This window comes from Pseudomonas ovata (assembly GCF_003131185.1).
Taxonomy (GTDB): domain Bacteria; phylum Pseudomonadota; class Gammaproteobacteria; order Pseudomonadales; family Pseudomonadaceae; genus Aquipseudomonas; species Aquipseudomonas ovata.
Genome location: NZ_QFFU01000018.1, coordinates 31000 through 55402 on the forward strand (window position 1 = coordinate 31000; position 24403 = coordinate 55402).

Genomic DNA, 24403 nt, shown 5'->3' on the forward strand with positions numbered 1-24403 from the left:
TAACGCATACGCAACGTCGCAAGAAATCAAAACAACCTGCCATACGGTATGCCTACGCCACCAGCACCAGCAAGGCCAGGCCGGCGCACAGCAGGTTGCTGCCTTGCCAGCCCATGCCGGTGAGCAGCACGGCCGGGGCGAAGGCGCCCAGGGTGGCGCAGATGGCGATGGCCAGGTCATTCTGGCCCTGCACCTTGAACGCCTGCGCCCGGCCTTCGAGTTGCCGGGCCAGCAAGGCGCCGCTGCCGACGTAGGTCAGGTTCCAGCCCAGGCCCAGCAGAATCAGGGCGGCGCTGATCGCCAGGTAATGGCTGGAGGCGATATTCACCGCCGTGCTGGCGATCAACAGCCACAGGCCCAGGCACAGCGTGGTTTTCAGCCCGAGGCGTTCGATGATCCAGCCGGTGAAGAACGACGGCGCGAACATGGCGATCACATGCCACTGGATGGCCAGGCGCATGGCGGTGAAGTCTTCGTGCATGTGCTGCATGTGCATCGAGGCCTGGATCATCAACAGGTGCATGATGAAATAACCCAGCGCCGCGACCGCCATGGCCAGCAGGATCGGCGCGGTCAAGGGCGAGCGCGTGCTGGCCTGCGACGCCTGGCGCGAAGGCCGGGCAGCGGTGCCGGCGTCGTTGGGCAGGCACAGCGTAACCAGGGTGGCCAGCACGGCCAGGCCGATAAAGGCGGCATAGCACAGGGAGAACGCGGCAAAGGCACCGACTTCACGCAGCCACTCGGTCAGGGTCGGGCCCAGCACGGCGGCGATGACGCCACCGGCCACCACCAGGGAAATCGCCCTGGGCTTGAGGTGTGCCGCCAGGTTGTCGGTGGCGGCAAAGCGGTTGAAATTGGCGAACGCGACATAGACGCCCAGCGCCGAGTGGCACACCACCAGCAGCGCAAAGCTTTGCTGGACCACAGCCTGATAGCCACTGATACCGGCCACGGCCAGGGCGATATTACCGAGCAGAAAGGTACGCTTGCGGCCCCAGCGGCCCATCAGGTAGGCCACCGGGTAAGTCGCCAGCATCAGCCACAGGAACTGAAAGCCGTAAGGCACCGTCGACAACGCCGGTGTAGGCGCCAGCGCCGCGCCGATGGTGGCGGCCATGGTCACCGACATCACGGCGCAGGTCAGGTTGATCGACTGGGCGGCAAAGTACAGCCAGGTTCTGCGAGGTAATCCATTCACCGGCCGGGCTCCTTGGCAGTGTGTTCGATGTCGCCCGAAACAGCGCACAGCCGGGGGATCCGGTGCGATGACGACAGATCGATCATGCGCCTTGTGCGGTACGGGCGGTCACACAATCGGCACGTTTTGCCACGAACTGTTAGGCTATTTTTTCTAACAATCGCCTTGCCGGAATGCCTGATGAGCGCTCAGCGTTTCTACACCCTTCTCAAGACTCGCCTGGACGCCGGCGAATGGACACCCGGCCAGCGCCTGCCGTCGATTCGCAAGCTCGTCGACGACACCGGCAGCAGCTATCACCAGGTGGTCTCGGCCTATGCGCGGCTGGTCAGCGAAGGCGTGCTGGTGGCCCTCCCTGGCAGCGGCTATTTTGTCGCTCCCCGCACACAGGCCCTGGCCAGCCAGGCGGAACCTGAGTGCATGGCGGGCGATGCGCTGTTCAACTTCCTGCAAGGCGGGCCGCACTACACCAAGCTGGGCTGTGGCTGGTTGCCTTCATCCTGGACCGACACCGACCTGCTGACCAAGGCGATTCGCCGTACGGCGCGGCTGGAGCAGCACTCGCTGGTCGAGTACGGCGACATTTCAGGCTACCTGCCGCTGCGCAAGCAACTGTGTGCGCACATCAAGCGCCTGACCCGCCTCGACACCCGTCCCGGCCAGATCCTGACCACGCTGGGCGCCACCCACGCGCTGGACCTGATCGCCCGGCTGCTGATCAAGCCCGGTGACACCGTACTGGTCGACGAACCGTGCAACGGCAACCTGATCCGCCTGTTGCGGCTCAACGGCGCGCAGGTGATCGGCATCCGCCGCACCGCCGACGGCCCGGACCTCGCCGAACTGGAAAGCCAGCTGGCGCGCCAACCGGTCAGGGCGTTTTTCTGCAACAGCACCTTCCATAACCCCACCGGCGGCACCATCACGGCCAACAACGCGTTCAATGTACTGCGCCTGGCGGTCAAGCATGACGTCATCATCGTCGAGGACGATGTCTATGGCGACTTCAGCCCCAGCGCCCGGCACACCTTTGCCGAGCTGGATAACCTGGAGCGGGTGATCTACGTCGGCAGCTTTTCCAAGTGCCTGTCGGCCTCCCTGCGGGTCGGCTATATCGCCTGTCCGCCGGCACTGGTCGAACCTTTGACGCGCCTGAAGCTGCTGACCTGCGTGGCGGTGCCGGCGTTCTGTGAGCGTTTCGTCAACACCATCCTGGCCGACGGCACCTATGCCAGGCACATGAAGCAGTTGCGCCAGAAACTGATCGAGCAGCAGAACAAGACCCAACGTGTATTGAAAAGCCGTGGCTGGCAGTTCGAGATTGCGCCTGAAAGCGGCATGTTCGTCTGGGCCGAACACCCCGACATCGCCGATCAACAGGGGTTTATCCAGCGGCTGACGCAGCACGACATCCTGCTGCTGCCCGGTTCGGTGTTTGCCGTGGAGCGCAATTACCAGGCGTTCCTGCGCATCAACTGCACGCACTTCAGCACGCAGGTTGCCCAGCATTTCCAGGTGTGAGACTGGCCGCGCAATCAGCCCTGATGCAAATCCAGTAGGAGCGCGCTTGCCCGCGACCGAGTGCGTAGCGCTCGCAAAATCTCGAAAACGCCACAAATTTACGACTGCTACCCCGTCCGGGATCTATGAAACGCCACAAATTTACGACTGCTACCCCATCCGGGATCTATGAAACGCCACAAATTTACGACTGCTAACGCAGCCGGTCGCGGGCAAGCGCGCTCCTACGGGGGTGAATTCAATATTCAGTAAAATCAGTGAGTTATTTTATAGTTGAGTAGGCAACGCATCACCATTCCCGCGGCGCCATCATTTCTTCCAGGTCGGCCTCGGCAAAGCCATACGCGCTGGCGATCCAGGAAAAGTCCTCGGCCAGGGCATCGCGGGCGGCGGTTTCAAGTTCGCTGCCGTGTGCCTCGAAGGTGTCCTGCAAGGCGTTGAGGCGTTCGGTGGCGGCATGGCTCAGCACGTACAGCGCCTCAAGCGTGGCCGGCTGCTGCTGTTCAATCTGACGGCACAGGTCGATCAACACGTCCTTGCACAGGTCGACCACCTCGTCGGGAAAGTAGTCGTCGGCGTACATGCCTTGCAAGAAAACATGATCGTCCATGGCGGGGTTATCGAGGCTCATGAAAGCTCCTTGGGTTGTGATTCAGAGAATGCCCTTTTCCCACTCCAGGGTGCCCCAGGGCCGGGTCTTTCTGGAGTCCAGGCGCCAGGTGTCGCCGGTGCGCACCAGGGTGTAAAGCACCTCGTAGCGCATCGGCCCATCCGCGTCCTGACGGGTCATCAGGATCGCGCGCCGGCCTTTGGGCTCGATGCTCACCAGGGCTTCGCCCGGGGTGTAGTCCGGCGGCCAGCCGATGCTGTTGCCACGGCCCTGCGGACGCGGCTTGAGGGTGCAGAACCGCTCGAACACTTGCGCCATTCCGGCACGAATGAAGTCCCAGTCCAGGTCATGGATATCGACCTGCTTTCTGTGCTCATGGCAGTCGGTCTCCCAGCGATTCATGGCCAGGATATAGCCGCGCAGCACACTGGCCGGGTCGCTGTGGTCGACATCGGACAGGTCCGGCGCCACTGGCGGCCACGGCAGGTACACCTCTTCAGGCACCACCGGTGGCCGGGCGCCGTGGCTCAGCAACAACGCCTCTACCCCGGCATGCCCGCGCTCCTGCGCCATCGACAGGGCATTACGCCCGTCACGGGTCTGCGCCTGCAGATCGGCCCCGGCCGCCAGCAAGGCCGCAACCACCTCGGCATGGCCCTGCAACGCCGCCACCATCAAGGGCGAGCGCTGGTAGTCGTTGCCCGTCAGGTCCACCGCCGCCCCGGCCTCCAGCAGCAGCTCAAGGATAGGCCGGTCATCGGAATGCGCCGCCCAGCCCAGGGCGGTAAAGCCCATGACGCCGTCATGGCGGTCAAGGTCGGCGCCCTTGTCGATCAGCAGCCGCACCGTGTCGATATGCCCGGCAATGGCCGCATCGATCAGCGCCGTACGGCCCAGCCCCTTCTCGGCAAAGTCGATCTCGGCGCCCGCTTCCAGTAACGCCTGTAGCTGCTCGTTGTGACCGGCCGCAGCGGCCTTCAACAGTGCCTTGCTCATGCGTTCCCCCGTACTGTTCAGTCCATCGGCAACGGGCAGTCCTGATCAATCCATACCCGCAGTTCATCGGCCACCGCGTGAAATTCCTCGCGCGCCATGCTGCCATGATCGACCAGAAACACCGTCGCCGGTTCCAGGCCGGGCGACACCATCACCGCCCGGCCGCCGCCATCGTCACCAATGGTCAACCAGCCTGGGCAGTAAGACTGCACCTCATAGGTTTTGTTACGTTCCAGCAGCTCGGCGGGCGCGTAAAAGCAAACGTAGTCGCCGCAGCTGGCACCGTTGGCCTGGATCAGGTGCGTGCGCAAGGCAGGCGCCAGCGGCTGGCCGAGCCAGTGTTCCAGAGCGGCGAAGTCGTCGTTGAGTGAAGGGGGCATACGGGCGGGCCTGGCAGAAATGATCGGCGCAGGATAACGCGATCGGTTGAACATGACCTTGCGTCACACCACTCGAACCCCACACCCGCCCCGGCAGTCTACCGGGCTGATCGTTCATTGCAGGGTTAACCGCGTGCCCAGAATCATTACCGACGAAACACCCGAAGAAGTGGTGAAAGACCAGAACACCCGGCTCTTTGGCACGCCCAAGGAGCGCCTGGATTTCTACCGGCGCGAGATCCAGTACGAGACCACCAACCTGTCCAACCGCACCAACGCCTACCTCACGGCGCAGTCGTTCCTGGTGATTGCCTACGCCTCGTCGATGGCCAACACCAACCCCGACTGGGGCATGATCTTTACCGTGGTCATCCCGCCGATGCTGGCCTTGCTGGGGCTGCTCAACACCGTGAGCGCCTGGCCGGGGATTCGTGCAGCGTGCGAAATCATCGAGCACTGGCACCATAAGCAGGGGCAGTTGCTGAGCAGCGAGCCGGTCATCGGCCTGACCTATGACGACTCGCCGCTGTTCAGTGACTGGGAATCGAGCGAGACCGGGCCGAAGAAGTCCCTGCTGTTTTCCAAGCGGGCGCCCTGGCTGTTCAGCATTTTCTGGGTGTTCTTCGGCTTTTTCGCGCTCTTTCTGCAGATATTGACCCTCGACAGCTGAGGTCAGGGCATCAGGATGATCTTGTCGCTGCGGCCTCCGTTGACTTCGGCATAGCGCGCCAGCCCTTCGCTGAGCGGCGACTCCACCAGGCCGGTGGGCAACGCCAGCAGGCCCTGGTCGAAGAAGCGGCCGAACTGATCGAGCATGGCTGCGCAGGCCTGGCAGTCATACAGCAGCGAGTTGATGCCGACCACCGAGCCGCCCTTGCGGTACAAGGCCAGGGACGGCAGTTGCACCTGGCCGTCGACGGGCGCGGCGATGATCGCGATGCGGCCCCAGGTGGCCAATGCTGCCACCGAGGCCGGCAGCCAGAAACCGGTGGTGTCGAAGATCACATCGGCGCCGCCCTGGAAGTGGGCGTCCACTTGCCCGGCCAAGGCCTCTGGCTGGCCCAGCACGATGCTGTCGAAGCCGTCGGCGGCCAGTGCCTGTTGCTGTTCGGGGCGGCGCACCGCGCCCAGCACCTGCGCCCCCAATACGCGACCCAGCGCCAGCGCTGCACTGCCTACGGCACCGTTGCCGCCGATCACCAGCAGGCGGGTTTGTGCATTCACCTGGCTGCGCTGCAAGGCGTCCCAGGCGGTGGTGTACGGCACGCCAAGGCTGGCAGCCTGGGCAAAGCTCAGCGCTTCAGGCTTGAGCGCCACGCCGCTGGCCGGCAGAGTCAGCCAGCGGGCGTGCGAGCCATCCCGAAAGAACCCCGGCTCCTTGCCGGTGCCCCACACCGCCTTGCCCAGCAACGCCTGCGGCCCTTCGACCACCACACCGGCAAAGTCACGCCCCGGCACACGCGGCAAGGTGGTGTACGGAAAGCGTCCGAGGACGTTTTTCACATCACTGGGGTTGAGCCCCGCCGCCTTGACCTCGATCAACACCTCGCCGTCGGCAGGCACCGGGACAGGCAACTCGACACAGGCCAGGGCCGCCAGGTCGCCGGTGCGGGAAAATTGCAGTGCGTTCATCAGTGACTCCAGTCGCAAGAGAAGAAAGGTTCAGGACAGCCATTGGCTGAGCAGTTGCTTGCCCATCGGCCAGGCTTTTTCGCCCAATTGCATGCCCAGCAGGCCGACCAGCGCCACGGCGGGCGGCGCTGGCGATCGAAAATCCAGCACGCTGTACAGCACGCCGACAGCGAGACCAATGGCGAGGGAAATGACAAAACTCATGATGAGCTCCGGGCAATCAGGGAATGCCCGCAGTCTAGGGAGATGGCGCGACGGCTGCCGGCCAAGGACTTCTGGTTATCGGCCAGGTTGAGGGATTGGCCGGGCGGCGATCATGCGACACCGATTCGCGCCCCGGCATTCCGGCAGAGCTCCCTCCCACAGCACAGTGTTTGCTGTGCGACAGCGTGCCGCCTTGGCGCGCCGCCTTGGCGCGGTGTCAGCGACACAGGGTGGTTTCCTGCAAGACCGGGGTTGTGGTGTATTGCGAGGGCGCCATGCCCAGTTCTCGGCGGAACATGTCGCTGAAACTGCTGGGCGAGTAGCCCAGGGTGCGGGCGATGGTGCTGACCGGCTGGCCCTGGATCAGCCGGGCCACGGCGGTGGCCAGTTGCACCTGGCGGCGCCATTCGGCAAAGCCCATGCCCAGGCGGGTCTGGAACAGGCGTGCCAGGGTGCGCACACTGGCACCGGCGGTTTCGGCGTGTTGCTCGAAGGCAATGCTCAACGACGGCTCGTCGATCACCGCCTGGCACAAGTTCATCAGGCGCCGGTCGGCGCCGTCAGGCATGGGGATGCGGATCAGCGAGCGCCGGGCGCGCTGCAATTCCAGCAGGGCCAGGTTGACCAGCGCGTCGTAGTAGTCCGGCTCGCCTTCGCGGTCCAGGGCCACCAGGCCGATGATCAGTTCGCGCAGCAGGCCGCCGACTTCGAACACCTGCACGGTGCCCTCAAGGGTGCGGGCAATCGCCGGGCGCAGGTAGATATTGCGCATCTCCAGGTCCGACACCACGCGAATGCCGTGATCCACACCCGGCGGCAACCACACGGCCCGCTGCGGCGGAACCACCAGCGCCTCGCCGGGCGTCTCGACCCACATCACCCCGGAAGCGGCATACAGCACCTGGCCCCACACATGCTGGTGCGGCTCGATGTACAGCCCGCGCGGGTAGGTGCGCGCCAGGGGTTGCACGGGAACAGCGGTGTCGGTGAGGTCGGGTGGAGCGGCCAGGGCCATAGCGGGTCATCGCAGCCAAGAAGAAGAGTGGCACAGGGTAGCGAAGTGCCGGGGCCTATAGACACCCCTGACACCGGGCTGATGTGAATTGTCCACCATCAGTGGACAGTAAAACCCGTTTCAGCCGATTTATCCCTTTGTGGTGAATCCTTAATCTGTACCCATGTTGAGCGACACCGCTGATTACCGAACCTCAAAACTCTCAGATAAAGGATCTACGCCATGACCACTCAAGCCACCAACGCCCCAACCTACAGCCGCCTGAACAAGGACGATGCCATCGTACTGCTGGTCGACCACCAGACCGGCCTGATCTCGCTGGTGCAGGACTTCTCGCCCAACGAGTTCAAGAACAACGTGCTGGCCCTGGCCGACCTGGCCAAGTTCTTCGAGCTGCCGACCATCCTCACCACCAGCTTCGAGCAAGGCCCTAATGGCCCGCTGGTGCCAGAGCTGAAAGAGATGTTCCCGGACGCGCCGTACATCGCCCGCCCTGGCCAGATCAATGCCTGGGACAACGAAGACTTCGTCAAGGCAATCAAGGCCACCGGCCGCAAGCAGATCATCATTGCCGGTGTGGTCACCGATGTCTGCGTAGCCTTCCCGACCCTGTCGGCGCTGGCTGAAGGCTTTGAAGTGTTCGTGGTCACCGATGCGTCGGGCACCTTCAACGAAACCGTGCAGCAGGCCGCGTGGAACCGCATGAGCCAGGCCGGTGCGCAACTGATGAACTGGTTCTCGGTGGCCTGCGAGCTGCACCGCGACTGGCGCAACGACATTGAAGGCCTGGGCAACCTGCTGTCCCAGCGCATCCCCAACTACCGCAACCTGATGAATGGCTACGCGGCGTTGACTGCACGGTAAGCGATTTTTGATCGCGCCAACAAAAAAGCCAGGGCCCGCGTCATGCGGGCCCTGGCTTTTTCATGTCGACATCAACCGCGATCAGAACACGTTGATCGGGTAGTCGATGAAGATACGGGTTTCGTTGCCTTCGCTGTTATAGGCGCTGGCGTTGTCCGACACCCGCAGGAACGAGTTGCGCAGGCGCAGCGACAGGTCCTTGGCCGGGCCACTCTGGACCACGTAGGTCAGCTGGCTGAAGATTTCGCGCTCGGTGCCATTGCCGCGGTTGGTGCCGTCGTCAATGTTGGTGCCGCGCACGTAAGCGGTCTTGTAGCTCAGGCCAGGCAGCACCAGACCGGACAGGTCGACGCCGTAGCCCACTTGCCAGGAGCGCTCGTCCTTGGCGTTGAAGTCCGACCAGAACGAGTTGGCCAGGTAGATAGAGTTGCCGCCATCGCTGTACGCGCCGGCACTCTGGTAGAAACCATAGTTGTAGCCGGTGTCGCCGGAGCTGCGCTGGTGCGCCAGGGTGAAGCTGTGGATGCCCACCGCCCAGGTCGCGGCCAGGCTCCAGATCTTGTTGTCGCGTTCGCCGGCGGCAGCGTCGGCCGAGAAGTCACGATCAAGCTTGGTCTTGTAGCCATTGAAGTCAAAGGTCAGCGACTGCTCGGAAGGCAGGGCAAACACGTAGTTCAGGTTGACGTATTGCTTCTTGAACACGTCTTCGTTGTCCGAGGCGTAGGCCGAAGCACTGAACGCTTCGCTGAACTTGTAGCTGGCACCGTAGACGTTGATGCTTTTCAGGCCACCGCTGTCGTGGCCGGTGGCGCTCTTGCGCACCTGGCTGGTGAAACGACCGGCCACCACTTCAAGGTTTTCGATTTCCCTGGAGCTGATGTACGTACCGGTGAAGCTTTCCGGCAGCAGGCGACCGTTGTCGTAGCTCAGCACCGGCAGTTGCGGCATCTGGTCGCCGTACTTGATCACGGTATTGGAGACGCGAGCCTTGACCGCAGCGCCCACGCGGGCCAGGTCGTCGGCGGCCTGGCCGCTGTCGCCCTGCTTGAAGAAGTCGATGCCGCCGGCCCCGCTCTTGCCGCGGCCGCCGTCCAGGCGCACGCCGTACAAGGCAAAGGCGTCAACGCCCACGCCAACGGTGCCCTGGGTGAAACCGGAGGTGAAGTTGCCCATGAAGGCCTGGCCCCACTCGGCCTTGTCCTGATTGCCGTTCTTGTAGTCACGGCTGATGTAGGCATTGCGTGCGTTCAGGGTCAGGTGGCTGTCTTCGACGAAGCCTTGGGATTGGGCCTGGCTTTGCGCCATGGCCTGGGTGGCGCTGAAGACGCCCAGTGCGAGAACGCCCATACGTTTGTTAAGCATTGTTGTTTTCCTTTGACGAATGATTAACGCACTGTGACCCGCAGCTCTTGGGTCACCCGTGAGGCTCTATGCGCGTGCAGAGCGCAGGGCATAAAGGCCGAACGAAATCATCGCAGTGGTCTACTGATGCACGTACGCGGCGCGTGGCCACAGGCGTTGGGGGCGAATCCTAGTCGCGCCCTCGGGGGGTGTCAAACAGGCAAAGGCCTGGCCCAGAGCCATTTCAGGGTGGCCCAAGGCTTCATTCTTCGATAATGGTGACCAGGGCCTGTAGCTCTGCTTCGCTGAACAGCCCTCGCGGATAACGCTCGATCAGCATCAATCGGGTATCGGGGCGCGGCCTGGGCAGGCGGGTCCTGCGCAGCCAGTCAGCCATGATTTTGCGAGCCTCGCTACTGACGGACAGACCCCGTGGAGCGTTCGGGATAATACCTGCGTTCATAGTGGGACAACCTCTTGTCATGAGGGGGCCAACTGTACCGCCCGCGTGTGACAGGCAGGCGAAACAACTGGCTGACTACCCAGAAATGGACGCCCGGATTAGTGCTACAAAGCGTTACCCGAAAAAAAGCCCATCAATAGATGGGCTTTTGCCAGCAAGAACAGGACCAACCTGACCGGCCCTCAGTCCTGATCGACTCGGGAAGCCGGCTGCTGCTGGGTCAGGCAATGAATATTACCCCCGCCCAGCAGCAGTTCACGGCCCGGGACCATGACCACCAGGTGTTCCGGGAATACCCGTTGCAGAATCTGCCGTGCAGTTTCGTCCAAGGGATCGTCGAAAGACGGCGCGATGATGCCGCCGTTGACGATCAGGAAGTTCACATAGGAGCCCGCCAGGCGCACAGAAGGGTCGCGTTCCTGGCTGCCGTGCACCTTGTCGACGCCGGCACACTCCTCAGCGGTGGCATACAGCGGGCCGGGAATCGGCATCTTGTGCACGATCAATGTGCGGCCTTGCGCATCAGGGGTGTTTTCCAGCACCTGCAGGGCGGCCTGGCAACGCGGATAGTTGGGGTCCTGCGGGTCGTCGGTCCAGGCCAGCAGCACTTCGCCGGGGCGCACGTAGCAGCAGAAGTTATCCACATGCCCGTCGGTTTCGTCGTTGTACAGGCCGTCGGGCAGCCAGATAACCTTGTCGACCGCCAGGGTGTCGCTGAGTACCGCCTCGATCTGTTCGCGGTTCAGGTGCGGGTTACGGTTGCGATTGAGCAGGCACTCTTCGGTGGTGATCAGGGTGCCTTCGCCGTCGACATGGATCGAACCGCCTTCAAGTACAAAGCCTGGCGTGGCATAGCGCGCCGTACGCTCCATGCCGAGGATCTTGCCGGCCACCTGGGCGTCGCGGTTCCAGGGGAAGTACAGGCCACCGTCGAAACCGCCCCAGGCGTTGAAATCCCAGTCCACGCCGCGCACCTGGCCGTGGTGGTCGATGACGAAGGTCGGACCGGTGTCGCGCACCCAGGCATCATCGTTACTGATCTCCACAACCCGGATATTCGGCGCGTCCAGGCATGCCAGGGCGTTGTCGTACTGGGCGGCAGACACCCCGACGGTCACCGGCTCGAAGCGGGCGATGGCATGGGCCAGTTCGGCATGCGCCGCCTGCACCGGCTTGGCGCCCAGCCGCCAGTTGTCCGGCCGCTCGGGCCAGAGCATCCAGACCTGGGTCTGCGGCGCCCATTCGGCCGGCATGTAAAAGCCATCGGCGCGCGGTGTGCTGGTGAGGGTGGTCATGGCTGTCAGGACTCCGGTAAACGGTCGAGAACGGTGGACCATCATGACAGACAGGCCATGACGATTTGAGAAGCGTGTTATAGCCGATAATAATCGGCATTTGAAGCGTTCTGGATTTTTACTGCTCCAACAATCGGTATTTATCCAGATATAAATCCATTAAATAGTGTGCCTGCCTGGCACACGATGGTGGGGTTTTATTCCAGCTCGCGCAGCACCTTCGACACGCTGTCGACGAAGAAGTCCACGCTCTGCGCCGTGGTGCACATTGGCGGCTTGATCTTGAGGATGTTCAGGTAGTCGCCGGTCGGTTGCATGAAGATGCCCAGCTCACGCAAGCGTTCGCACAGGTAGGCGGTCTCCTCGCTGGCCGGCTCCAGAGTCTGGCGGTCGCGCACCAGTTCGACGCCCAGGTAGAAGCCCATGCCATGCACCGCGCCCACCAGCGGATGTTTATCGGCCAGCGCCTCAAGACGCGCCTTGAAGTGGCCGCCGACGATGCGGGCGTTGTCCCACAGTTTTTCCTGTGCCATCACGTCCAGTACCGCCAGGCCGATGCGGCAACTGACCGGGCTGCCACCGGAGGACGAAAAGAAGTAACCCTCGGCCTCCAGCGCCTCGGCGATCTCGCGGCGGGTGATCACTGCGCCCAGTGGGTGGCCGTTGCCCATGCCCTTGGCCAGGGTAATGATGTCCGGCACCACGCCCTGCTCTTCGAAGCCCCAGAAATATTCGCCCAGCCTGCCATAGCCAACCTGCACCTCATCGGCGATGCACACCCCGCCGCGCTGACGAATCTGGCCATACACCTGTTGCAGGTAGCCCGGCGGCAGGGAAATACCCCCGGCGTTACCATACACCGGCTCGCAGATGAACCCGGCCACCTGGCGGCCCTGCCCGTCCAGCGTGGCCAGGGTTTCATCGACATGGCGCACATAGTCGGCGGTGCTCTCAGGACCACGAAACGGCCCGCGATAGGTGTTGGGTGCAGTGACCGGGTGCACCCAGTCGGGCCGGGTGGTCAACGCTTGCGGGTTATCGGCAATGGAGGTGGAAATCGCATCGGTGGCCACTGACCAGCCGTGGTAGGCCTCCAGCACGCTGAGCATGTCGCGCCCGCCGCTGTAGGCCCAGGCCAGGCGGATCGCCAGGTCGTTGGCCTCGGTGCCGCTGTTGACCAGGAACACCCGGTCCATGCCGGCCGGTGCGCGTTCGAGCAGGCGCTCGGAAAATTCGGCAATGGCCGCGTAGTGAAAGCGCGAATTGGTGTTCAGCAGCGACCATTGGCGTGCCGCTTCACGGGCCATGCGCGGATGGCCGTGGCCGAGCACCGCCACGTTGTTGAGCATGTCCAGGTACGAGCGACCCTGCATGTCGATCAGGTGATTGCGCCAGCCGCGCTCGATCTGGGGCGGCGCCTGGTAATAGTGCTTCTGCGAGCGGGCAAAACTGGCGTCGCGCCGGGCCAGCAGCACAGCCGCGTCCTGCAGCGCCGGGGCATTGCAATCAAAGCCCAGCAGGGCCGCCGGCGACGGCGCCAGCTGCTGCCAGGCCGGCGCCCAGGCCGGGGTGGTGAACAACGGCGGCGTGATCCCGGCCTCACTGCACAGTTGCAGCAGCAATACACCGTCGCTGCCCCCCAGCACCTGACCTGCCGCCAGCGGGCAGCCGGACGGCAGGTCGCAGGCCACGCCCCACAGCTTGAGGCTGAAGGTCTCGCCGACCAGTACCAGGGCGGCATCGGCGGTCTGGCGCAGGGTGGCGGTAAACGGCACATGCACCACCGTGTCCGGTGGCAGGTGCAATTCGACATGCAGCGCGCAGGTGTCGGGCTCGCGGCTGCAATCGGGCAGCGTGCGTGACAGGCGGTATTCGCCATAGCGGCTGGCGGCCAGCCCGGTCTGCCGGGCGGTCTGCGCCAGCAGGCGTTCGTCGATGCCGTCCTGCTCCCAGTTGCCGGCCTCGAAATGCTCGCTGAGCACACCCAGGTCCACCGTGCAGAAGCCGCGCCCGGCCAGGCTCGGCAGCAACGGGCGCCAGGCGGGCTGGACCTTGGACGGTGCCTCCAGGCCCACGGCATGCAGGATTGCCGCCTCCATCAGCGCCATCGGCATCGAGGTGGCAACGTCGAAAATCGACCATTCGCCGTCCAGGTTGGCCTGGATATAGGCATTGCCTGGCTCGATGCTGACGTGTTGCTCGCTGCTGAGCACCAGCACGGTGGCGCGGGCGACAATCAGCGGCCACAGGGCCTGGAGCTCTTCGAGGCACAGCGGGTTGATCGCGTGGTAGGCACGGATGGCCGGCAGGATGTACAGCGGGTCACCGCCGGCATGGTGCAGCAAGGCCGCGCAGGTGACCGACAGGTCGGCCACCCGCCAGGTGGTCAGCAGGTCGCCGAAGTCGATCAGCCCCTGTACGTGCCAGGCGCGCTGTGGGCTGCGGGCCCAGACCACGTTGTGGTCGGTGATGTCCAGGTGCACCGCCTGTAACGGCAGTGCCGGAATCAACGGCACCAGCCGCTGGCGGGCCTGCTCGACGGCTTCGTGCAGGCAGGCGCGCTCGTCGGTGTCATCGATGACCGGCAGCAGGTGGCGCGCCAGGGCATTGGCGTGGCGCGGGTCCCACTGCAGTACCCGCTCAAGGCCTGGGTGGGTGAAGTCTTGCAGTGCCCGGTCGACCCGTGCGCACAGCTCGCCCAGGGCCGTCACCACGTCATGCCCCAGGTAACCGGCATGGCCCAGCGACTGGCCGTCGATGAACGTCAGCAGCCGGGCATGCACCGCCTGCCCCTCCAGATTCAACGACAGTCGTGTTTCGCCATTGCCGGCGGTGACCACCTCGGGCACGCAGATACCCGGCTGGCCGGCCAGGTGCTGCAAGGCGGCATGCTGGGCGTCCAGCTCCAGCGGGCTGTAGTCGCCGTGGCAGATTTTCAGCACATAGCGCGCCTCGCCGGTGTCGAGCAGCAGGTTGCAGTCCTGCTGGCTGCCCAGCACCTTGAGCGTACCGCCGAGGCCGTAATGCTGCGCCAACAGCATCCGGGCCTGATCGAGGCTGACGAGCGGGCAAGGCAGGCTGGAGCGGCGAATCAGGGTGGCAAGCGGCATGGAAGACCTCAGGAAGTGATTGCTGGAGCAGACCGGCATGACAATGCAATTGAGCACTATAGGATGCGGCGGGCCATTGGCCAAAATCGCAGCGATTTGACGACGGCGGATTACCGGCACTTATGCCGCCCGCCATCGAATAATTTCATTACGGCCGCCGGTCGTCTTGGCTGATCCTGCTTGCGCACAGGGGGATCGCGCTATGCTGTGGCGAATGTCCATCAAACCCCCATTGTTCACAAGGAAAAGGTCCATCCATGCGAATTCTCGTTACCGGCGGCGCAGGTTTCATCGGCTCCGCACTGATCCGCCACCTGATCCGGCACACCGCCCATGAAGTGTTGAACCTCGACAAGCTGACCTACGCCGGCAACCTCGAATCGCTGGCCGGCATTGCCAGCGACACCCGTTATGAATTCGTGCAGACCGACATCGCCGACCAGGCCGCCGTCAGTGCGGTGCTGGCACGTTTTGCACCGCACGCCATCATGCACCTGGCCGCCGAGTCCCACGTCGACCGCTCCATCGACGGCCCGGCCGAGTTCATCCACACCAACATCGTCGGCACCTACAGCCTGCTCGAAGCCACGCGAGGCTACTGGCTGACCCTGCCGCCGGCCGAGCGCGAGGCGTTTCGCTTCCATCACATCTCCACCGACGAGGTGTACGGCGACCTGCACGGTGTCGACGACCTGTTCACCGAAACCACTTCCTACGCGCCCAGCTCGCCCTACTCGGCCAGCAAGGCGGCGTCCGACCACCTGGTACGTGCCTGGCAGCGCACCTATGGGCTGCCGGTGATCGTCACCAACTGCTCGAACAACTACGGCCCGTTCCATTTCCCGGAGAAGCTGATTCCGCTGATCATCCTCAATGCCCTGGCCGGCAAGCCGCTGCCGGTGTATGGCGACGGCCTGCAGGTGCGCGACTGGTTGTACGTCGAAGACCATGCCCGGGCGCTGCTCAAGGTGGTCACCGAAGGCGCGGTGGGCGAGACCTACAACATCGGCGGCCATAACGAGCAGAAGAACATCGACGTGGTGCGCGGCATCTGCGCGCTGCTTGAAGAGCTGGCGCCACAGCACCCGGCCGGCGTGGCCCGCTACAGCGACCTGATCACCCACGTGGTCGACCGTCCCGGCCACGACCAGCGCTATGCCATCGACGCCGGCAAGATCGAGCGCGAGCTGGGCTGGACACCTGAAGAAACCTTTGCAACCGGCCTGCGCAAGACCGTGCAGTGGTACCTGGACAACCTGGAGTGGTGCCGCCGGGTCCAGGACGGCAGCTATCAAGGCCAACGACTGGGCTTTACCGAACACAAGGATCTGATTGCATGACAAAAGGGATTGTTCTGGCCGGAGGTTCCGGCACCCGCTTGCACCCTATTACCCTGGGCATTTCCAAGCAGTTGTTGCCGGTCTACGACAAACCGATGATCTATTACCCGATCTCGGTACTGATGCTGGCCGGCATCCAGGACATTCTGGTGATTTCCACCCCGCAGGACCTGCCGCAATACCGGCAACTGCTGGGGGACGGCCGCCAGTTCGGCGTCAACTTCCACTATGCCGAACAACCCCGCCCTGAAGGACTGGCGCAGGCCTTCCTGATCGGCGAGTCGTTCATCGGCACCGATCCGGTGTGCCTGATCCTGGGCGACAACATCTTTCACGGCCAGCACTTCAGCGAACAACTGCGCCAGGCGGCGGACCGGACCGAAGGCGCCACGGTGTTCGGCTACTGGGTCAAGGACCCGGAGCGCTTCGGCGTGGTCGACTTCGACGCCCAGGGCCGGGCGCTGTCGATCGAAGAAAAACCCGCTGTCCCCAAGTCCAGCTATGCCGTCACCGGCCTGTATTTCTATGACAACGACGTCATCCGCATCGCCCGGGACGTCAGGCCCTCGCCGCGCGGCGAGCTGGAGATCACTGACGTCAACAACGCCTACCTGCAACGCGGCACCTTGCGTGTCGAGCGTTTCGGTCGCGGCTTCGCCTGGCTCGACACCGGCACCCATGACAGCCTGCTCGATGCGTCGGCCTATGTGCAAACCATCGAACATCGCCAGGGTCTGCAGGTCGCATGCCTTGAAGAAATCGCTTACCAGAACGGCTGGATCGACCGCGACCAGTTGCTCGAACGCGCCGGATACTTCGGCAAGACCGGCTACGGCCGCTACCTGTTCAAGATTGCAGGGGAACATCCGTGAATGTCATTGCCACCCAGTTGCCCGAAGTGCTCATCATCGAACCCAAGGTGTTCGGTGACGAGCGGGGCTTCTTCTACGAAAGCTTCAACGCCCGTGCCTTCAACCAAGCCACCGGCCTGCGCCCGCAGTTCGTCCAGGACAACCATTCGCGCTCGCAGCAAGGCGTGTTGCGCGGGCTGCACTACCAGATCGACAACCCGCAGGGCAAACTGGTGCGCGTCACCGCCGGCGAGGTGCTCGACATCGCCGTGGACATCCGCCGCAGCTCGATGACCTTCGGGCAATGGGTCGGGGTCCGGCTGTCGGGCAGCAATTTTCGCCAGCTATGGATTCCCGAGGGCTTTGCCCATGGCTTTCTGGTGTTGAGCGAAAGCGCCGAGTTCCTGTACAAGACCACCGACTTCTATACCCCTGACGCCGAGCGTTGCATCCGCTGGGACGACCCGGAACTGGCCATCGACTGGCAGCTCGACGGCCTGGTGCCGCAGTTGTCGGCCAAGGACCGGCAGGGCAAACGCTTGAGCGAGGCTGACCTGTTCCTATGAAAATCCTGATTACCGGCCAGCACGGCCAGGTTTCACGCCACTTGCAGCACAGCCTGGCCGGCCTGGGCGAACTGCAGGTGCTGGGCCGCGAACAACTGGACCTGAGCCAGCCACATGCCATTCTCCAGGCCGTGCAGGCCGCGCAACCGGACCTGATCATCAATGCCGCTGCGCACACGGCGGTCGACCAGGCCGAGAAGGAGCCGGGCCTGGCCCGCGCCATCAACGCCACTGCCCCCGGCCTGCTGGCCGAAGCGGCGGCCGGGCTTGGCGTGCCGCTGATCCACTATTCCACCGACTACGTGTTCGACGGGCGCAAGGCTTCGCCCTACACCGAGCAGGATGCGCCACACCCGCTGGGCATCTACGGCAGCAGCAAGCTGGCCGGCGAACAGGCCATTCAGGCGGTGGGCGGGCAGCACCTGATCCTGCGCACCAGCTGGGTGTATTCACTGCACGGGCGCAACTTCCTGCTGACCATGCAAAAGCTGCTGCAGGAGCGCGAAACCCTGAGCGTGGTCGCCGACCAGATCGGCGCGCCGACCTGGGCCGGCACCATCGCCCACAGCACCCGGCAACTGATCGAGCGCTGGCGTGACGGCCAGCCGGGGACCTGGGGGGTCTACCACCTGACGGCCAGTGGCGAGACGTCCTGGTACGGCTTTGCCCAGGCCATCGGCAAACAGTTGCTGGCCGAGGGCAAGCCCTGCGCGGTGCTGGAGCCGATTGCCTCCAGCGCCTACCCGACGCCGGCGGCCCGCCCGCTCAATTCACGCCTGGACTGCAGCCGGCTGGCGCGTGAATGGGGCGTGAGCCAGCCCGACTGGCAGCACGCATTACTGGAGTGCCTGGCCAGCGCCCGGCAGGCATAATGCGGGCCTGATGCCCGGGCGCCGATCCCGGGCCACCACCCGGGCCCTGGATCGATGAGCACACCTGCCGCCCCTGCGCGCCGCCCTCGCTGGCGCAGCCTTGCCCTGCTGGCGCTGTGCCTGGCGCCCTTGCTGTGGCCGCTGGAGCACCTGGCCGAGCGTTATTACCACAGCGAGTTGACCAGCCAGAACCGACAGACCCTGGACCTGTACGTCGCCAACCTGCTGGGCACCCTGCACCGCTACGAGTCCCTGCCGCCGATTCTGGGCGATCTGCCGGCGCTGCGCACCGCGCTGGGCACTCCGGCCGACCCCAGCGCCATCGACGGCGCCAACCAGGCGCTGCGCGAAATCACCGGGCAGACCGGCGCCGACGTCATCTACCTGATGAACAAGGAAGGCCGCACCCTGGCGGCGTCCAATTTCGACCAGCACGACAGCTTCGTGGGGCGCAATTTCTCGTTCCGGCCGTACTTCAACGACGCGCTGGCCGGCAAGCTGGGGCGTTTCTTCGGCCTGGGCACCACCTCGGTCAAGCGCGGCTACTTCTTCGCCGCCCCGGTGCGCGACGGCGACAGCGTGATCGGCGTGCTGGTGATCAAGATCGACCTGGACTACACCGAGACCCTGTGGGGCAAGACCCCGGTGCAGCTGTTGCTGACCGACCAGAACGGCGTGGTGATCCTGACCTCCAACCCGGCCTGGCGCTTCCACGCCACCCGGACCTTGAGCGATGAAGAAAAGAAAGCCATCGTCGCCATCCAGCCCTACCCGACCCGCGACCCGCGCCCGCTCAAGCTCGACGAACGCGCCTGGCTTACCCAGACCCGGACCATCGATGAAACCGGCTGGACGGTCAACGCCCTGGCCCCGCGCGTGCTGATCGACCGTCCCGTGCGCACCGTGGTCGCAGTCGGTGGCGCCGCCTTGCTGGTGCTCATGCTGTTGCTCAGCCTGGTGATGCAGCGCCGCCGCCACTACCTGGAGCGCATCGCCTTCGAGGGCAAGACCCGCCGCGAACTGGAGCGCCGGGTCATGGAACGCACCAGCGACCTGGAAGGCCTCAACAGCCGCCTGCGCCAGGAAGTGCTGGAACGCGAACAGGCCCAGCAGGAACTGGTGCGCGCCCAGGACGAACTGGTGCAGGCCGGCAAACTGTCGGCGCTGGGCACCATGTCGGCCAGCATCAGCCACGAGCTCAACCAGCCGCTGGCGGCGATCCGTACCTACGCGGAAAATGCCGAGATCCTGCTTGATCACCAGCGCACCGACGACGCCCGGGGCAACCTCAAGCTGATCGGCGAACTGACCGGGCGCATGGCTTCGATCATCGCCCACCTGCGCGCCTTTGCCCGGCGCGACGCGCATGCCCCGGAAAGCGTGGCCCTGCAACCGGCGCTCGAAGACGCCCTGGCCTTGCTGGCCAAGCGTCGCCGGGCCATGGAGGTGGAATTGATTCGCGACCTGCCGGCGGCCACCTTGTGGGTCCAGGCCGGCGAGACCCGCCTGCGCCAGGTGTTGGGCAACCTGCTGGCCAATGCGCTGGATGCGCTGACCGAAAAAGGTCCGCCGCGTAAACTGTGGATCAGTGCCGAGGCGACCCCTGAGGGCGTCAACCTGTACATTCGTGACAACGGCCCGGGCTTCTCGCAAGAAGCGATGGCGCGGGCGCGTGAGCCGTTCTTCACCACCAAGACCCGTACCCAGGGCCTGGGGCTGGGCCTGGCGATCTGCGACACGCTGATGCGGGCGCTGGGCGGCGAGCTGTTGTTCGCCAATCACACCAGCGGCGGCGCGCTGATCACCCTGCGGCTGCGCGCCGGATTGTCCGGGGCCAATCTTCAACCTCCCGAGGATCTTTCTGCATGAGTGCCGATACCGCCATCGACAGCCAGGTGCAAGTGGTGCTGATCGACGACGATTCACTGCTGCGCCAGGCCCTGAAACAGACCCTGGACCTGGCCGGCCTGAACGTCCTGAGCCTGCCGGCGGCCACCGGCCTTGCCAGCCGCATCGGCCGCGACTGGCCGGGGGTGGTGATCAGTGACATCCGCATGGACGGCATGGACGGCATGGAGCTGCTGGCCCAGTTGCACGAGCAGGACCCGGAACTGCCGGTGTTGCTGATCACCGGTCACGGCGACGTGCCGCTGGCGGTCAAGGCCATGCGCGCCGGCGCCTACGACTTTCTGGAAAAACCCTTCCCCAGTGACGCCATGCTCGACAGCGTACGCCGCGCCCTGGCCCTGCGCCGGCTGGTGCTGGACAACCGCAGCTTGCGCCTGGCCCTGAGCGACCGCCAGCAACTGAGCACCCGCCTGGTGGGCCAGTCGGCCTCCATGCTGCGCCTGCGCGAGCAGATCGGCGCCCTGGCCGGCACCCGCGCCGACGTGCTGATCCTGGGCGAAACCGGTGCCGGCAAAGAGGTGGTTGCTCGCGCGCTGCACGACCTGTCGGCCCGGCGCAACGGGCCGTTCGTGGCCATCAACGCCGGCGCCCTGGCTGAATCGGTGGTCGAGAGCGAGCTGTTCGGCCATGAGCCGGGGGCCTTTACCGGCGCGCAGAAGCGGCGCATCGGCAAGTTCGAATTCGCCAATGGCGGCACGCTGTTTCTCGATGAAATCGAAAGCATGAGCCTGGACGTGCAGGTCAAGCTCCTGCGTTTGCTGCAGGAACGCGCCGTGGAACGCATGGGCAGCAATCAGTTGATCCCGCTGGACATCCGCGTCATTGCCGCCACCAAGGAAGACCTGCGCCAGGCCGCCGACCAAGGCCGCTTCCGCGCCGACCTGTATTACCGGCTCAATGTCGCCTCACTGCGCATTCCGCCACTGCGCGAGCGCGGTGAAGATGCACTGATGCTGTTCGAACACTACAGCGACGCGGCCAGCCAGCGCCATGGCATTCCCAAGCGTGAGCTGACGCCCGGCCAGCGGGCCTTGCTGCTGCGCCACAACTGGCCAGGCAATGTACGCGAGCTGCAAAACGCCGCGGAACGCTTTGCCCTGGGCCTGGAGCTGGAACTGGAAGGCATGACCGGCACGCCGGCACCGCTGAGCAGCGGCGGCCTGAGCGAGCAGGTCGAGCACTTCGAGCGCACCCTGATCGCCGCCGAACTGACCCGCCCGCACACCTCGGTGCGCAGCCTGGCCGAGGCCCTGGGCCTGCCGCGCAAGACCCTGCACGACAAGCTGCGCAAGCACGGCCTGAGTTTTGGTGACCACAGCACCCACCCGGACGACAACGAATGAGCGCCCACACCGCGCAAGCCCTTGAGCAACTGCTGCACCACGACATCCCGCTGACCCGCGACATGGGCGTGAAGGTCATCGACTGGCAAGGCCACCGCCTGCGCCTGCATTTGCCGTTGGCACCCAACGTCAACCACAAGAGCACGCTGTTCGGCGGCAGCCTGTATTGCGGCGCCGTGCTGGCCGGCTGGGGCTGGCTGCACCTGCGCCTGCGCGAGGCGGGTATCACCGACGGGCATATCGTGATTCAGGACGGGCAGATCAACTACCCACTGCCAGTGCGCGGCGACGCGGTGGCGGTGTGCCAGGCGCCGCTGCAGGCGGCATGGGAGCGGTTTCTCGCCACCTACCAGCGCCGCGGCCGTGCGCGGCTGGCGTTGCACACGTTTATCCACGAACAGGCCAGTGAGGCAGCCGCGGTGCGGTTTGTCGGACAATTCGTGGTGCATCGGTAACAAGGCACGCACCGTAGGAGCGGCCGGGCGGCGATCCGCTTCAGCCGCGACTAATGACGATCCCATGCAGAAGAGGCGATGCCTGCATCGGCCCTTTCGCGACCGTTGGTCGCTCCCACGGCTTTGTCATGACGCGGATTACGCAGCAGCGACCATCGGTCGCGAACCACGATGGTGGCATCACGCCCTGGCCAGCTCCAGCAGCCGGGTGCGCCAGGGGGCGTTGGCGGGCAGGGCGAGGAAGAACGGGTTGAGCAGTGATTCACGCGGCGGATAGCTGAACGGCTGGCCGTCGAGCTGCAATACCACGCCGCCGGCGCCTTCGAGTACGCCTTGTGCCGCTGCGGTGTCCCATTGCGAGGTCGGGGCCAGGCGCGGGTAGCAATCGGCACTGCCTTCGGCCAGCAGGCAGAATTTCAGCGAGCTGCCGATATTGGCCAGTTGCAACTCGCCCACCGCCTCGGCCAGTCCCGCCAGCAGCCGCTCCTGATCGGGGCTGGAATGGCGGCGGCTGGCAACCACGGTCACGCCCTGCCCGGCCGGTGGCCCGGTGCGCACGCTGATGGCCTGGCCTGCCCCGTCGGCTTCACGGCGCCAGGCGCCCAGGTCCTTGCCGCCCAGCCAGCAGCGGCCATTGGTGGGCATCGACACCACGCCGAACACCACCTGCCCGCGCTCGATCAGCGCGACGTTGACGGTGAACTCTTCGCTGCCGGCAATGAATTCCTTGGTGCCGTCCAGCGGATCGACCAGCCACCAGCGCTCCCAGGTGGCGCGCTCGGCCTGGGCAATGTTGGCGTCTTCTTCGGACAGCACGTGAATGCTCGGGTCCAGTGCCTGCAAGCCGTCGACCAGCACCTGATGCGCGGCCAGGTCGGCGGCGGTCACCGGCGAATCATCGGCCTTGGCCGTCACCGCCACGCCATTGCGCCAGAACGGCAGGATCGCCTCACCCGCCTTCAGGGCCAGGCGCACGACCGGCGCCAGCAGTGGATGAGGCAGGTTGTCGAGCACGTCGGTCATGGCAGGAAGGTTCCTCGTTGGGTCAACAGATCGCGGGCCAGGTACAGGGCGGCCAGGGCACGACCTTCGCTGAAGTGCGGGTGCTGCGCCAGGCTGGCCAGGTCGCGCAGGTTGATGGCCTCGACCCGGATCGGCTCGGGCTCGTCACCTTCAAGGCGCTCTTCGTACAGGTCGGTGGCCAGCACCACCTGGATTTTCTGGCTCATGTAGCCCGGCGACAGCGACAGTTCGGTCAGGTGTTCAAGCTGGCGGGCGCCGAAGCCGGCTTCTTCCTTGAGCTCGCGGTTGGCGGCGGCCAGCACGTCTTCGCCAGGTTCGATCAGGCCCTTGGGCAATGACAGCTCGTAGTCTTCGGTGCCGCCGCAGTACTCTTCGATCAGCAGGGCATGGTCGGCATCGCGCATGGCGACGATCATCACCGCGCCATACCCGTTGCCGCGCCCGACCAGCCGTTCGTAGGTGCGCTCAACACCGTTGGCAAAGCGCAGCTGCACGGCCTCGACACGGAACAGGCGGCTGCTGGCGACGATTTCACGGTCAAGTACAGTGGGTTTCTGACGCATGACAAACTCCTTGGCATGAGCGCGGTACTATACGTGGCTTTTTCCGTCATCTGTTTCAGATATATTGCCCCTTCATCGTCAAGAGAGCCCCGTATGCCTGCCCTGCCCTGGAGCGAGATCGACACCGTCCTGCTGGACATGGACGGCACGCTGCTCGACCTGCATTTCGACGAACATTTCTGGCTGCATCACCTGCCGCAGCGCTATGCCGAGCTGCACGGCATCAGCCTGGCGATGGCGTGGCTTGAGATCAAACCGCTGTTCGTCGACCATGCCGGCACCCTGAACTGGTACTGCCTGGATTTCTGGAGCCGCGAGCTGAAACTGCCGATCCGCGAGCTCAAGCAGGAGGTCGCCCACCTGATCGCCCTGCGCCCGGACGCCGAGACGTTCCTGGCGGCGCTGCAAAGCGCCGGCAAGCAGGTGATCATGATCACCAACGCCCACCGCGACTCGTTGTCACTGAAGATGGAACGCATCGAACTGGCGCCTTACTTCGAACGCCTGATCAGCTCGCACGACTATGGCTTTCCCAAGGAAAACCAGCAGTTCTGGGACGCCCTGCACGCCGACACCGCCTTCGACCCGGCCCGCAGCCTGTTCATCGACGACACCCTGCCGATCCTGCGCAGCGCCCGCACCTACGGCATCGCCCACCTGCTGGCGGTCAGCGAACCGGACAGCAGCAAGGGCCCGAAGGACACCGAGGAGTTTGCAGCGGTGGAGGATTACCGGGTGTTGATCGAAGGGTTATGACATCCACACAGGGTATGGATGTCCGACGTAGGAGCGCGCTTGCCCGCGACCGAGTGCGCAGCGCTCGCAAAAATTGTGTAGACGCTGAAAATTTACG

Annotated in this window: 24 protein-coding genes; 11 read left to right on the top strand and 13 right to left on the bottom strand. The window is 64.6% G+C overall.

Annotated elements, in window-relative coordinates:
- Positions 1–52: 52 nt before the first annotated feature.
- On the bottom strand, positions 53–1129 hold the full coding sequence (locus DGA31_RS20585) for an MFS transporter (RefSeq protein WP_421957995.1): 1077 nt from the start codon (positions 1127–1129) through the stop codon (positions 53–55).
- 249 nt (positions 1130–1378) lie between these two features.
- On the opposite strand from DGA31_RS20585, the gene DGA31_RS20590 reads away from it, so the two are divergent.
- Positions 1379–2719, top strand: a complete 1341-nt coding sequence (locus tag DGA31_RS20590; protein ID WP_109513796.1) for an aminotransferase-like domain-containing protein — start codon at positions 1379–1381, stop codon at positions 2717–2719.
- Between the two features lie 289 nt (positions 2720–3008).
- Here DGA31_RS20590 and DGA31_RS20595 read toward each other — a convergent pair whose 3' ends face one another.
- The 3 genes from DGA31_RS20595 to DGA31_RS20605 are packed head-to-tail and all read right to left on the bottom strand — an operon-like array spanning position 3009 to position 4705.
- Positions 3009–3350 carry a DUF5713 family protein gene (locus DGA31_RS20595; protein WP_109513797.1) on the bottom strand — a complete coding sequence of 114 codons (342 nt, stop codon included), beginning with the start codon at positions 3348–3350 and terminating at the stop codon, positions 3009–3011.
- Between the two features lie 21 nt (positions 3351–3371).
- Positions 3372–4325 carry an ankyrin repeat domain-containing protein gene (locus DGA31_RS20600; RefSeq protein ID WP_109513798.1) on the bottom strand — a complete coding sequence of 318 codons (954 nt, stop codon included), beginning with the start codon at positions 4323–4325 and terminating at the stop codon, positions 3372–3374.
- 17 nt (positions 4326–4342) lie between these two features.
- Positions 4343–4705, bottom strand: a complete 363-nt coding sequence (locus DGA31_RS20605) for an SMI1/KNR4 family protein (protein WP_109513799.1) — start codon at positions 4703–4705, stop codon at positions 4343–4345.
- Between the two features lie 133 nt (positions 4706–4838).
- On the opposite strand from DGA31_RS20605, the gene DGA31_RS20610 reads away from it, so the two are divergent.
- The gene (locus DGA31_RS20610; protein WP_109513800.1) at positions 4839–5375 is read left to right on the top strand and encodes a hypothetical protein; all 537 of its coding nucleotides are present in this window, start codon (positions 4839–4841) and stop codon (positions 5373–5375) included.
- Positions 5376–5377: 2 nt separating this feature from the next.
- Here DGA31_RS20610 and DGA31_RS20615 read toward each other — a convergent pair whose 3' ends face one another.
- The 3 genes from DGA31_RS20615 to DGA31_RS20625 all read right to left on the bottom strand — a co-directional run bounded on the left by DGA31_RS20615 (position 5378) and on the right by DGA31_RS20625 (position 7556).
- Positions 5378–6337 carry a quinone oxidoreductase family protein gene (locus DGA31_RS20615; protein WP_109513801.1) on the bottom strand — a complete coding sequence of 320 codons (960 nt, stop codon included), beginning with the start codon at positions 6335–6337 and terminating at the stop codon, positions 5378–5380.
- Positions 6338–6367: 30 nt separating this feature from the next.
- Positions 6368–6541, bottom strand: coding sequence for a DUF1427 family protein (locus DGA31_RS20620; RefSeq protein WP_082481885.1), 174 nt, complete (start codon positions 6539–6541; stop codon positions 6368–6370).
- Between the two features lie 217 nt (positions 6542–6758).
- On the bottom strand, positions 6759–7556 hold the full coding sequence (locus tag DGA31_RS20625) for an AraC family transcriptional regulator (protein ID WP_109513802.1): 798 nt from the start codon (positions 7554–7556) through the stop codon (positions 6759–6761).
- A 222-nt stretch (positions 7557–7778) separates the two neighbouring features.
- On the opposite strand from DGA31_RS20625, the gene ycaC reads away from it, so the two are divergent.
- Entirely contained in the window at positions 7779–8420 is a 642-nt protein-coding gene (gene ycaC / locus DGA31_RS20630; RefSeq protein ID WP_109513803.1) for an isochorismate family cysteine hydrolase YcaC, read from the top strand.
- 81 nt (positions 8421–8501) lie between these two features.
- Here the strand turns inward: ycaC and DGA31_RS20635 are convergent, their stop codons facing one another.
- The 4 genes from DGA31_RS20635 to DGA31_RS20650 form a co-directional block, all read right to left on the bottom strand.
- Positions 8502–9782, bottom strand: coding sequence for an OprD family porin (locus DGA31_RS20635; RefSeq protein ID WP_109513804.1), 1281 nt, complete (start codon positions 9780–9782; stop codon positions 8502–8504).
- 241 nt (positions 9783–10023) lie between these two features.
- Positions 10024–10158, bottom strand: coding sequence for a hypothetical protein (locus DGA31_RS20640; RefSeq protein WP_330219676.1), 135 nt, complete (start codon positions 10156–10158; stop codon positions 10024–10026).
- A gap of 248 nt (positions 10159–10406) precedes the next feature.
- Entirely contained in the window at positions 10407–11519 is a 1113-nt protein-coding gene (gene aguA / locus DGA31_RS20645; RefSeq protein WP_109513805.1) for an agmatine deiminase, read from the bottom strand.
- 197 nt (positions 11520–11716) lie between these two features.
- Positions 11717–14629 (bottom strand): aminotransferase, encoded by a 2913-nt coding sequence (locus tag DGA31_RS20650; protein ID WP_109513806.1) that lies wholly within the window; start codon positions 14627–14629, stop codon positions 11717–11719.
- A gap of 257 nt (positions 14630–14886) precedes the next feature.
- On the opposite strand from DGA31_RS20650, the gene rfbB reads away from it, so the two are divergent.
- The 7 genes from rfbB to DGA31_RS20685 are packed head-to-tail and all read left to right on the top strand — an operon-like array spanning position 14887 to position 21964.
- Positions 14887–15969 carry a dTDP-glucose 4,6-dehydratase gene (gene rfbB / locus DGA31_RS20655; protein WP_109513807.1) on the top strand — a complete coding sequence of 361 codons (1083 nt, stop codon included), beginning with the start codon at positions 14887–14889 and terminating at the stop codon, positions 15967–15969.
- Complete coding sequence (gene rfbA / locus DGA31_RS20660) at positions 15966–16841, top strand: glucose-1-phosphate thymidylyltransferase RfbA (protein ID WP_056842081.1); 876 nt, start codon at positions 15966–15968, stop codon at positions 16839–16841. The genes rfbB and rfbA overlap by 4 nt, the downstream gene beginning before the upstream one ends.
- Positions 16838–17386: a dTDP-4-dehydrorhamnose 3,5-epimerase gene (gene rfbC, locus DGA31_RS20665; protein WP_056842080.1), complete on the top strand. Its 549-nt coding sequence runs from the start codon at positions 16838–16840 to the stop codon at positions 17384–17386. The genes rfbA and rfbC overlap by 4 nt, the downstream gene beginning before the upstream one ends.
- On the top strand, positions 17383–18258 hold the full coding sequence (gene rfbD / locus DGA31_RS20670; RefSeq protein WP_109513808.1) for a dTDP-4-dehydrorhamnose reductase: 876 nt from the start codon (positions 17383–17385) through the stop codon (positions 18256–18258). Before rfbC ends, rfbD begins: the two co-directional genes overlap by 4 nt.
- A gap of 54 nt (positions 18259–18312) precedes the next feature.
- Complete coding sequence (locus DGA31_RS20675) at positions 18313–20127, top strand: sensor histidine kinase (RefSeq protein WP_109513809.1); 1815 nt, start codon at positions 18313–18315, stop codon at positions 20125–20127.
- Positions 20124–21509: a sigma-54-dependent transcriptional regulator gene (locus DGA31_RS20680; RefSeq protein ID WP_056842077.1), complete on the top strand. Its 1386-nt coding sequence runs from the start codon at positions 20124–20126 to the stop codon at positions 21507–21509. The genes DGA31_RS20675 and DGA31_RS20680 overlap by 4 nt, the downstream gene beginning before the upstream one ends.
- Entirely contained in the window at positions 21506–21964 is a 459-nt protein-coding gene (locus tag DGA31_RS20685) for a YiiD C-terminal domain-containing protein (protein WP_109513810.1), read from the top strand. The genes DGA31_RS20680 and DGA31_RS20685 overlap by 4 nt, the downstream gene beginning before the upstream one ends.
- A gap of 180 nt (positions 21965–22144) precedes the next feature.
- Here DGA31_RS20685 and cysQ read toward each other — a convergent pair whose 3' ends face one another.
- Positions 22145–22987 carry a 3'(2'),5'-bisphosphate nucleotidase CysQ gene (gene cysQ, locus DGA31_RS20690; RefSeq protein WP_109513811.1) on the bottom strand — a complete coding sequence of 281 codons (843 nt, stop codon included), beginning with the start codon at positions 22985–22987 and terminating at the stop codon, positions 22145–22147.
- Positions 22984–23550 carry an ADP compounds hydrolase NudE gene (nudE, locus tag DGA31_RS20695; protein WP_056842074.1) on the bottom strand — a complete coding sequence of 189 codons (567 nt, stop codon included), beginning with the start codon at positions 23548–23550 and terminating at the stop codon, positions 22984–22986. Before nudE ends, cysQ begins: the two co-directional genes overlap by 4 nt.
- A gap of 93 nt (positions 23551–23643) precedes the next feature.
- On the opposite strand from nudE, the gene yrfG reads away from it, so the two are divergent.
- Positions 23644–24306 carry a GMP/IMP nucleotidase gene (yrfG, locus tag DGA31_RS20700; protein ID WP_109513812.1) on the top strand — a complete coding sequence of 221 codons (663 nt, stop codon included), beginning with the start codon at positions 23644–23646 and terminating at the stop codon, positions 24304–24306.
- Positions 24307–24403 lie beyond the last annotated feature (97 nt).

Excerpts from the sequence above, each read along its gene's own strand:
- DGA31_RS20585 (WP_421957995.1), bottom strand. The coding sequence starts at position 1,129 with ATGTCGGTGACCATGGCCGCCACCATCGGCGCGGCGCTGGCGCCTACA.
- DGA31_RS20675 (WP_109513809.1), top strand. The coding sequence starts at position 18,313 with ATGAGCACACCTGCCGCCCCTGCGCGCCGCCCTCGCTGGCGCAGCCTT.
- DGA31_RS20650 (WP_109513806.1), bottom strand. The coding sequence starts at position 14,629 with ATGCCGCTTGCCACCCTGATTCGCCGCTCCAGCCTGCCTTGCCCGCTC.
- DGA31_RS20625 (WP_109513802.1), bottom strand. The coding sequence starts at position 7,556 with ATGGCCCTGGCCGCTCCACCCGACCTCACCGACACCGCTGTTCCCGTG.
- DGA31_RS20595 (WP_109513797.1), bottom strand. The coding sequence starts at position 3,350 with ATGAGCCTCGATAACCCCGCCATGGACGATCATGTTTTCTTGCAAGGC.
- DGA31_RS20620 (WP_082481885.1), bottom strand. The coding sequence starts at position 6,541 with ATGAGTTTTGTCATTTCCCTCGCCATTGGTCTCGCTGTCGGCGTGCTG.
- DGA31_RS20605 (WP_109513799.1), bottom strand. The coding sequence starts at position 4,705 with ATGCCCCCTTCACTCAACGACGACTTCGCCGCTCTGGAACACTGGCTC.
- cysQ (WP_109513811.1), bottom strand. The coding sequence starts at position 22,987 with ATGACCGACGTGCTCGACAACCTGCCTCATCCACTGCTGGCGCCGGTC.
- DGA31_RS20600 (WP_109513798.1), bottom strand. The coding sequence starts at position 4,325 with ATGAGCAAGGCACTGTTGAAGGCCGCTGCGGCCGGTCACAACGAGCAG.
- rfbD (WP_109513808.1), top strand. The coding sequence starts at position 17,383 with ATGAAAATCCTGATTACCGGCCAGCACGGCCAGGTTTCACGCCACTTG.
- yrfG (WP_109513812.1), top strand. The coding sequence starts at position 23,644 with ATGCCTGCCCTGCCCTGGAGCGAGATCGACACCGTCCTGCTGGACATG.
- DGA31_RS20640 (WP_330219676.1), bottom strand. The coding sequence starts at position 10,158 with ATGGCTGACTGGCTGCGCAGGACCCGCCTGCCCAGGCCGCGCCCCGAT.
- rfbA (WP_056842081.1), top strand. The coding sequence starts at position 15,966 with ATGACAAAAGGGATTGTTCTGGCCGGAGGTTCCGGCACCCGCTTGCAC.
- DGA31_RS20615 (WP_109513801.1), bottom strand. The coding sequence starts at position 6,337 with ATGAACGCACTGCAATTTTCCCGCACCGGCGACCTGGCGGCCCTGGCC.
- rfbB (WP_109513807.1), top strand. The coding sequence starts at position 14,887 with ATGCGAATTCTCGTTACCGGCGGCGCAGGTTTCATCGGCTCCGCACTG.
- DGA31_RS20685 (WP_109513810.1), top strand. The coding sequence starts at position 21,506 with ATGAGCGCCCACACCGCGCAAGCCCTTGAGCAACTGCTGCACCACGAC.
- nudE (WP_056842074.1), bottom strand. The coding sequence starts at position 23,550 with ATGCGTCAGAAACCCACTGTACTTGACCGTGAAATCGTCGCCAGCAGC.
- DGA31_RS20680 (WP_056842077.1), top strand. The coding sequence starts at position 20,124 with ATGAGTGCCGATACCGCCATCGACAGCCAGGTGCAAGTGGTGCTGATC.
- DGA31_RS20590 (WP_109513796.1), top strand. The coding sequence starts at position 1,379 with ATGAGCGCTCAGCGTTTCTACACCCTTCTCAAGACTCGCCTGGACGCC.
- aguA (WP_109513805.1), bottom strand. The coding sequence starts at position 11,519 with ATGACCACCCTCACCAGCACACCGCGCGCCGATGGCTTTTACATGCCG.
- DGA31_RS20635 (WP_109513804.1), bottom strand. The coding sequence starts at position 9,782 with ATGCTTAACAAACGTATGGGCGTTCTCGCACTGGGCGTCTTCAGCGCC.
- ycaC (WP_109513803.1), top strand. The coding sequence starts at position 7,779 with ATGACCACTCAAGCCACCAACGCCCCAACCTACAGCCGCCTGAACAAG.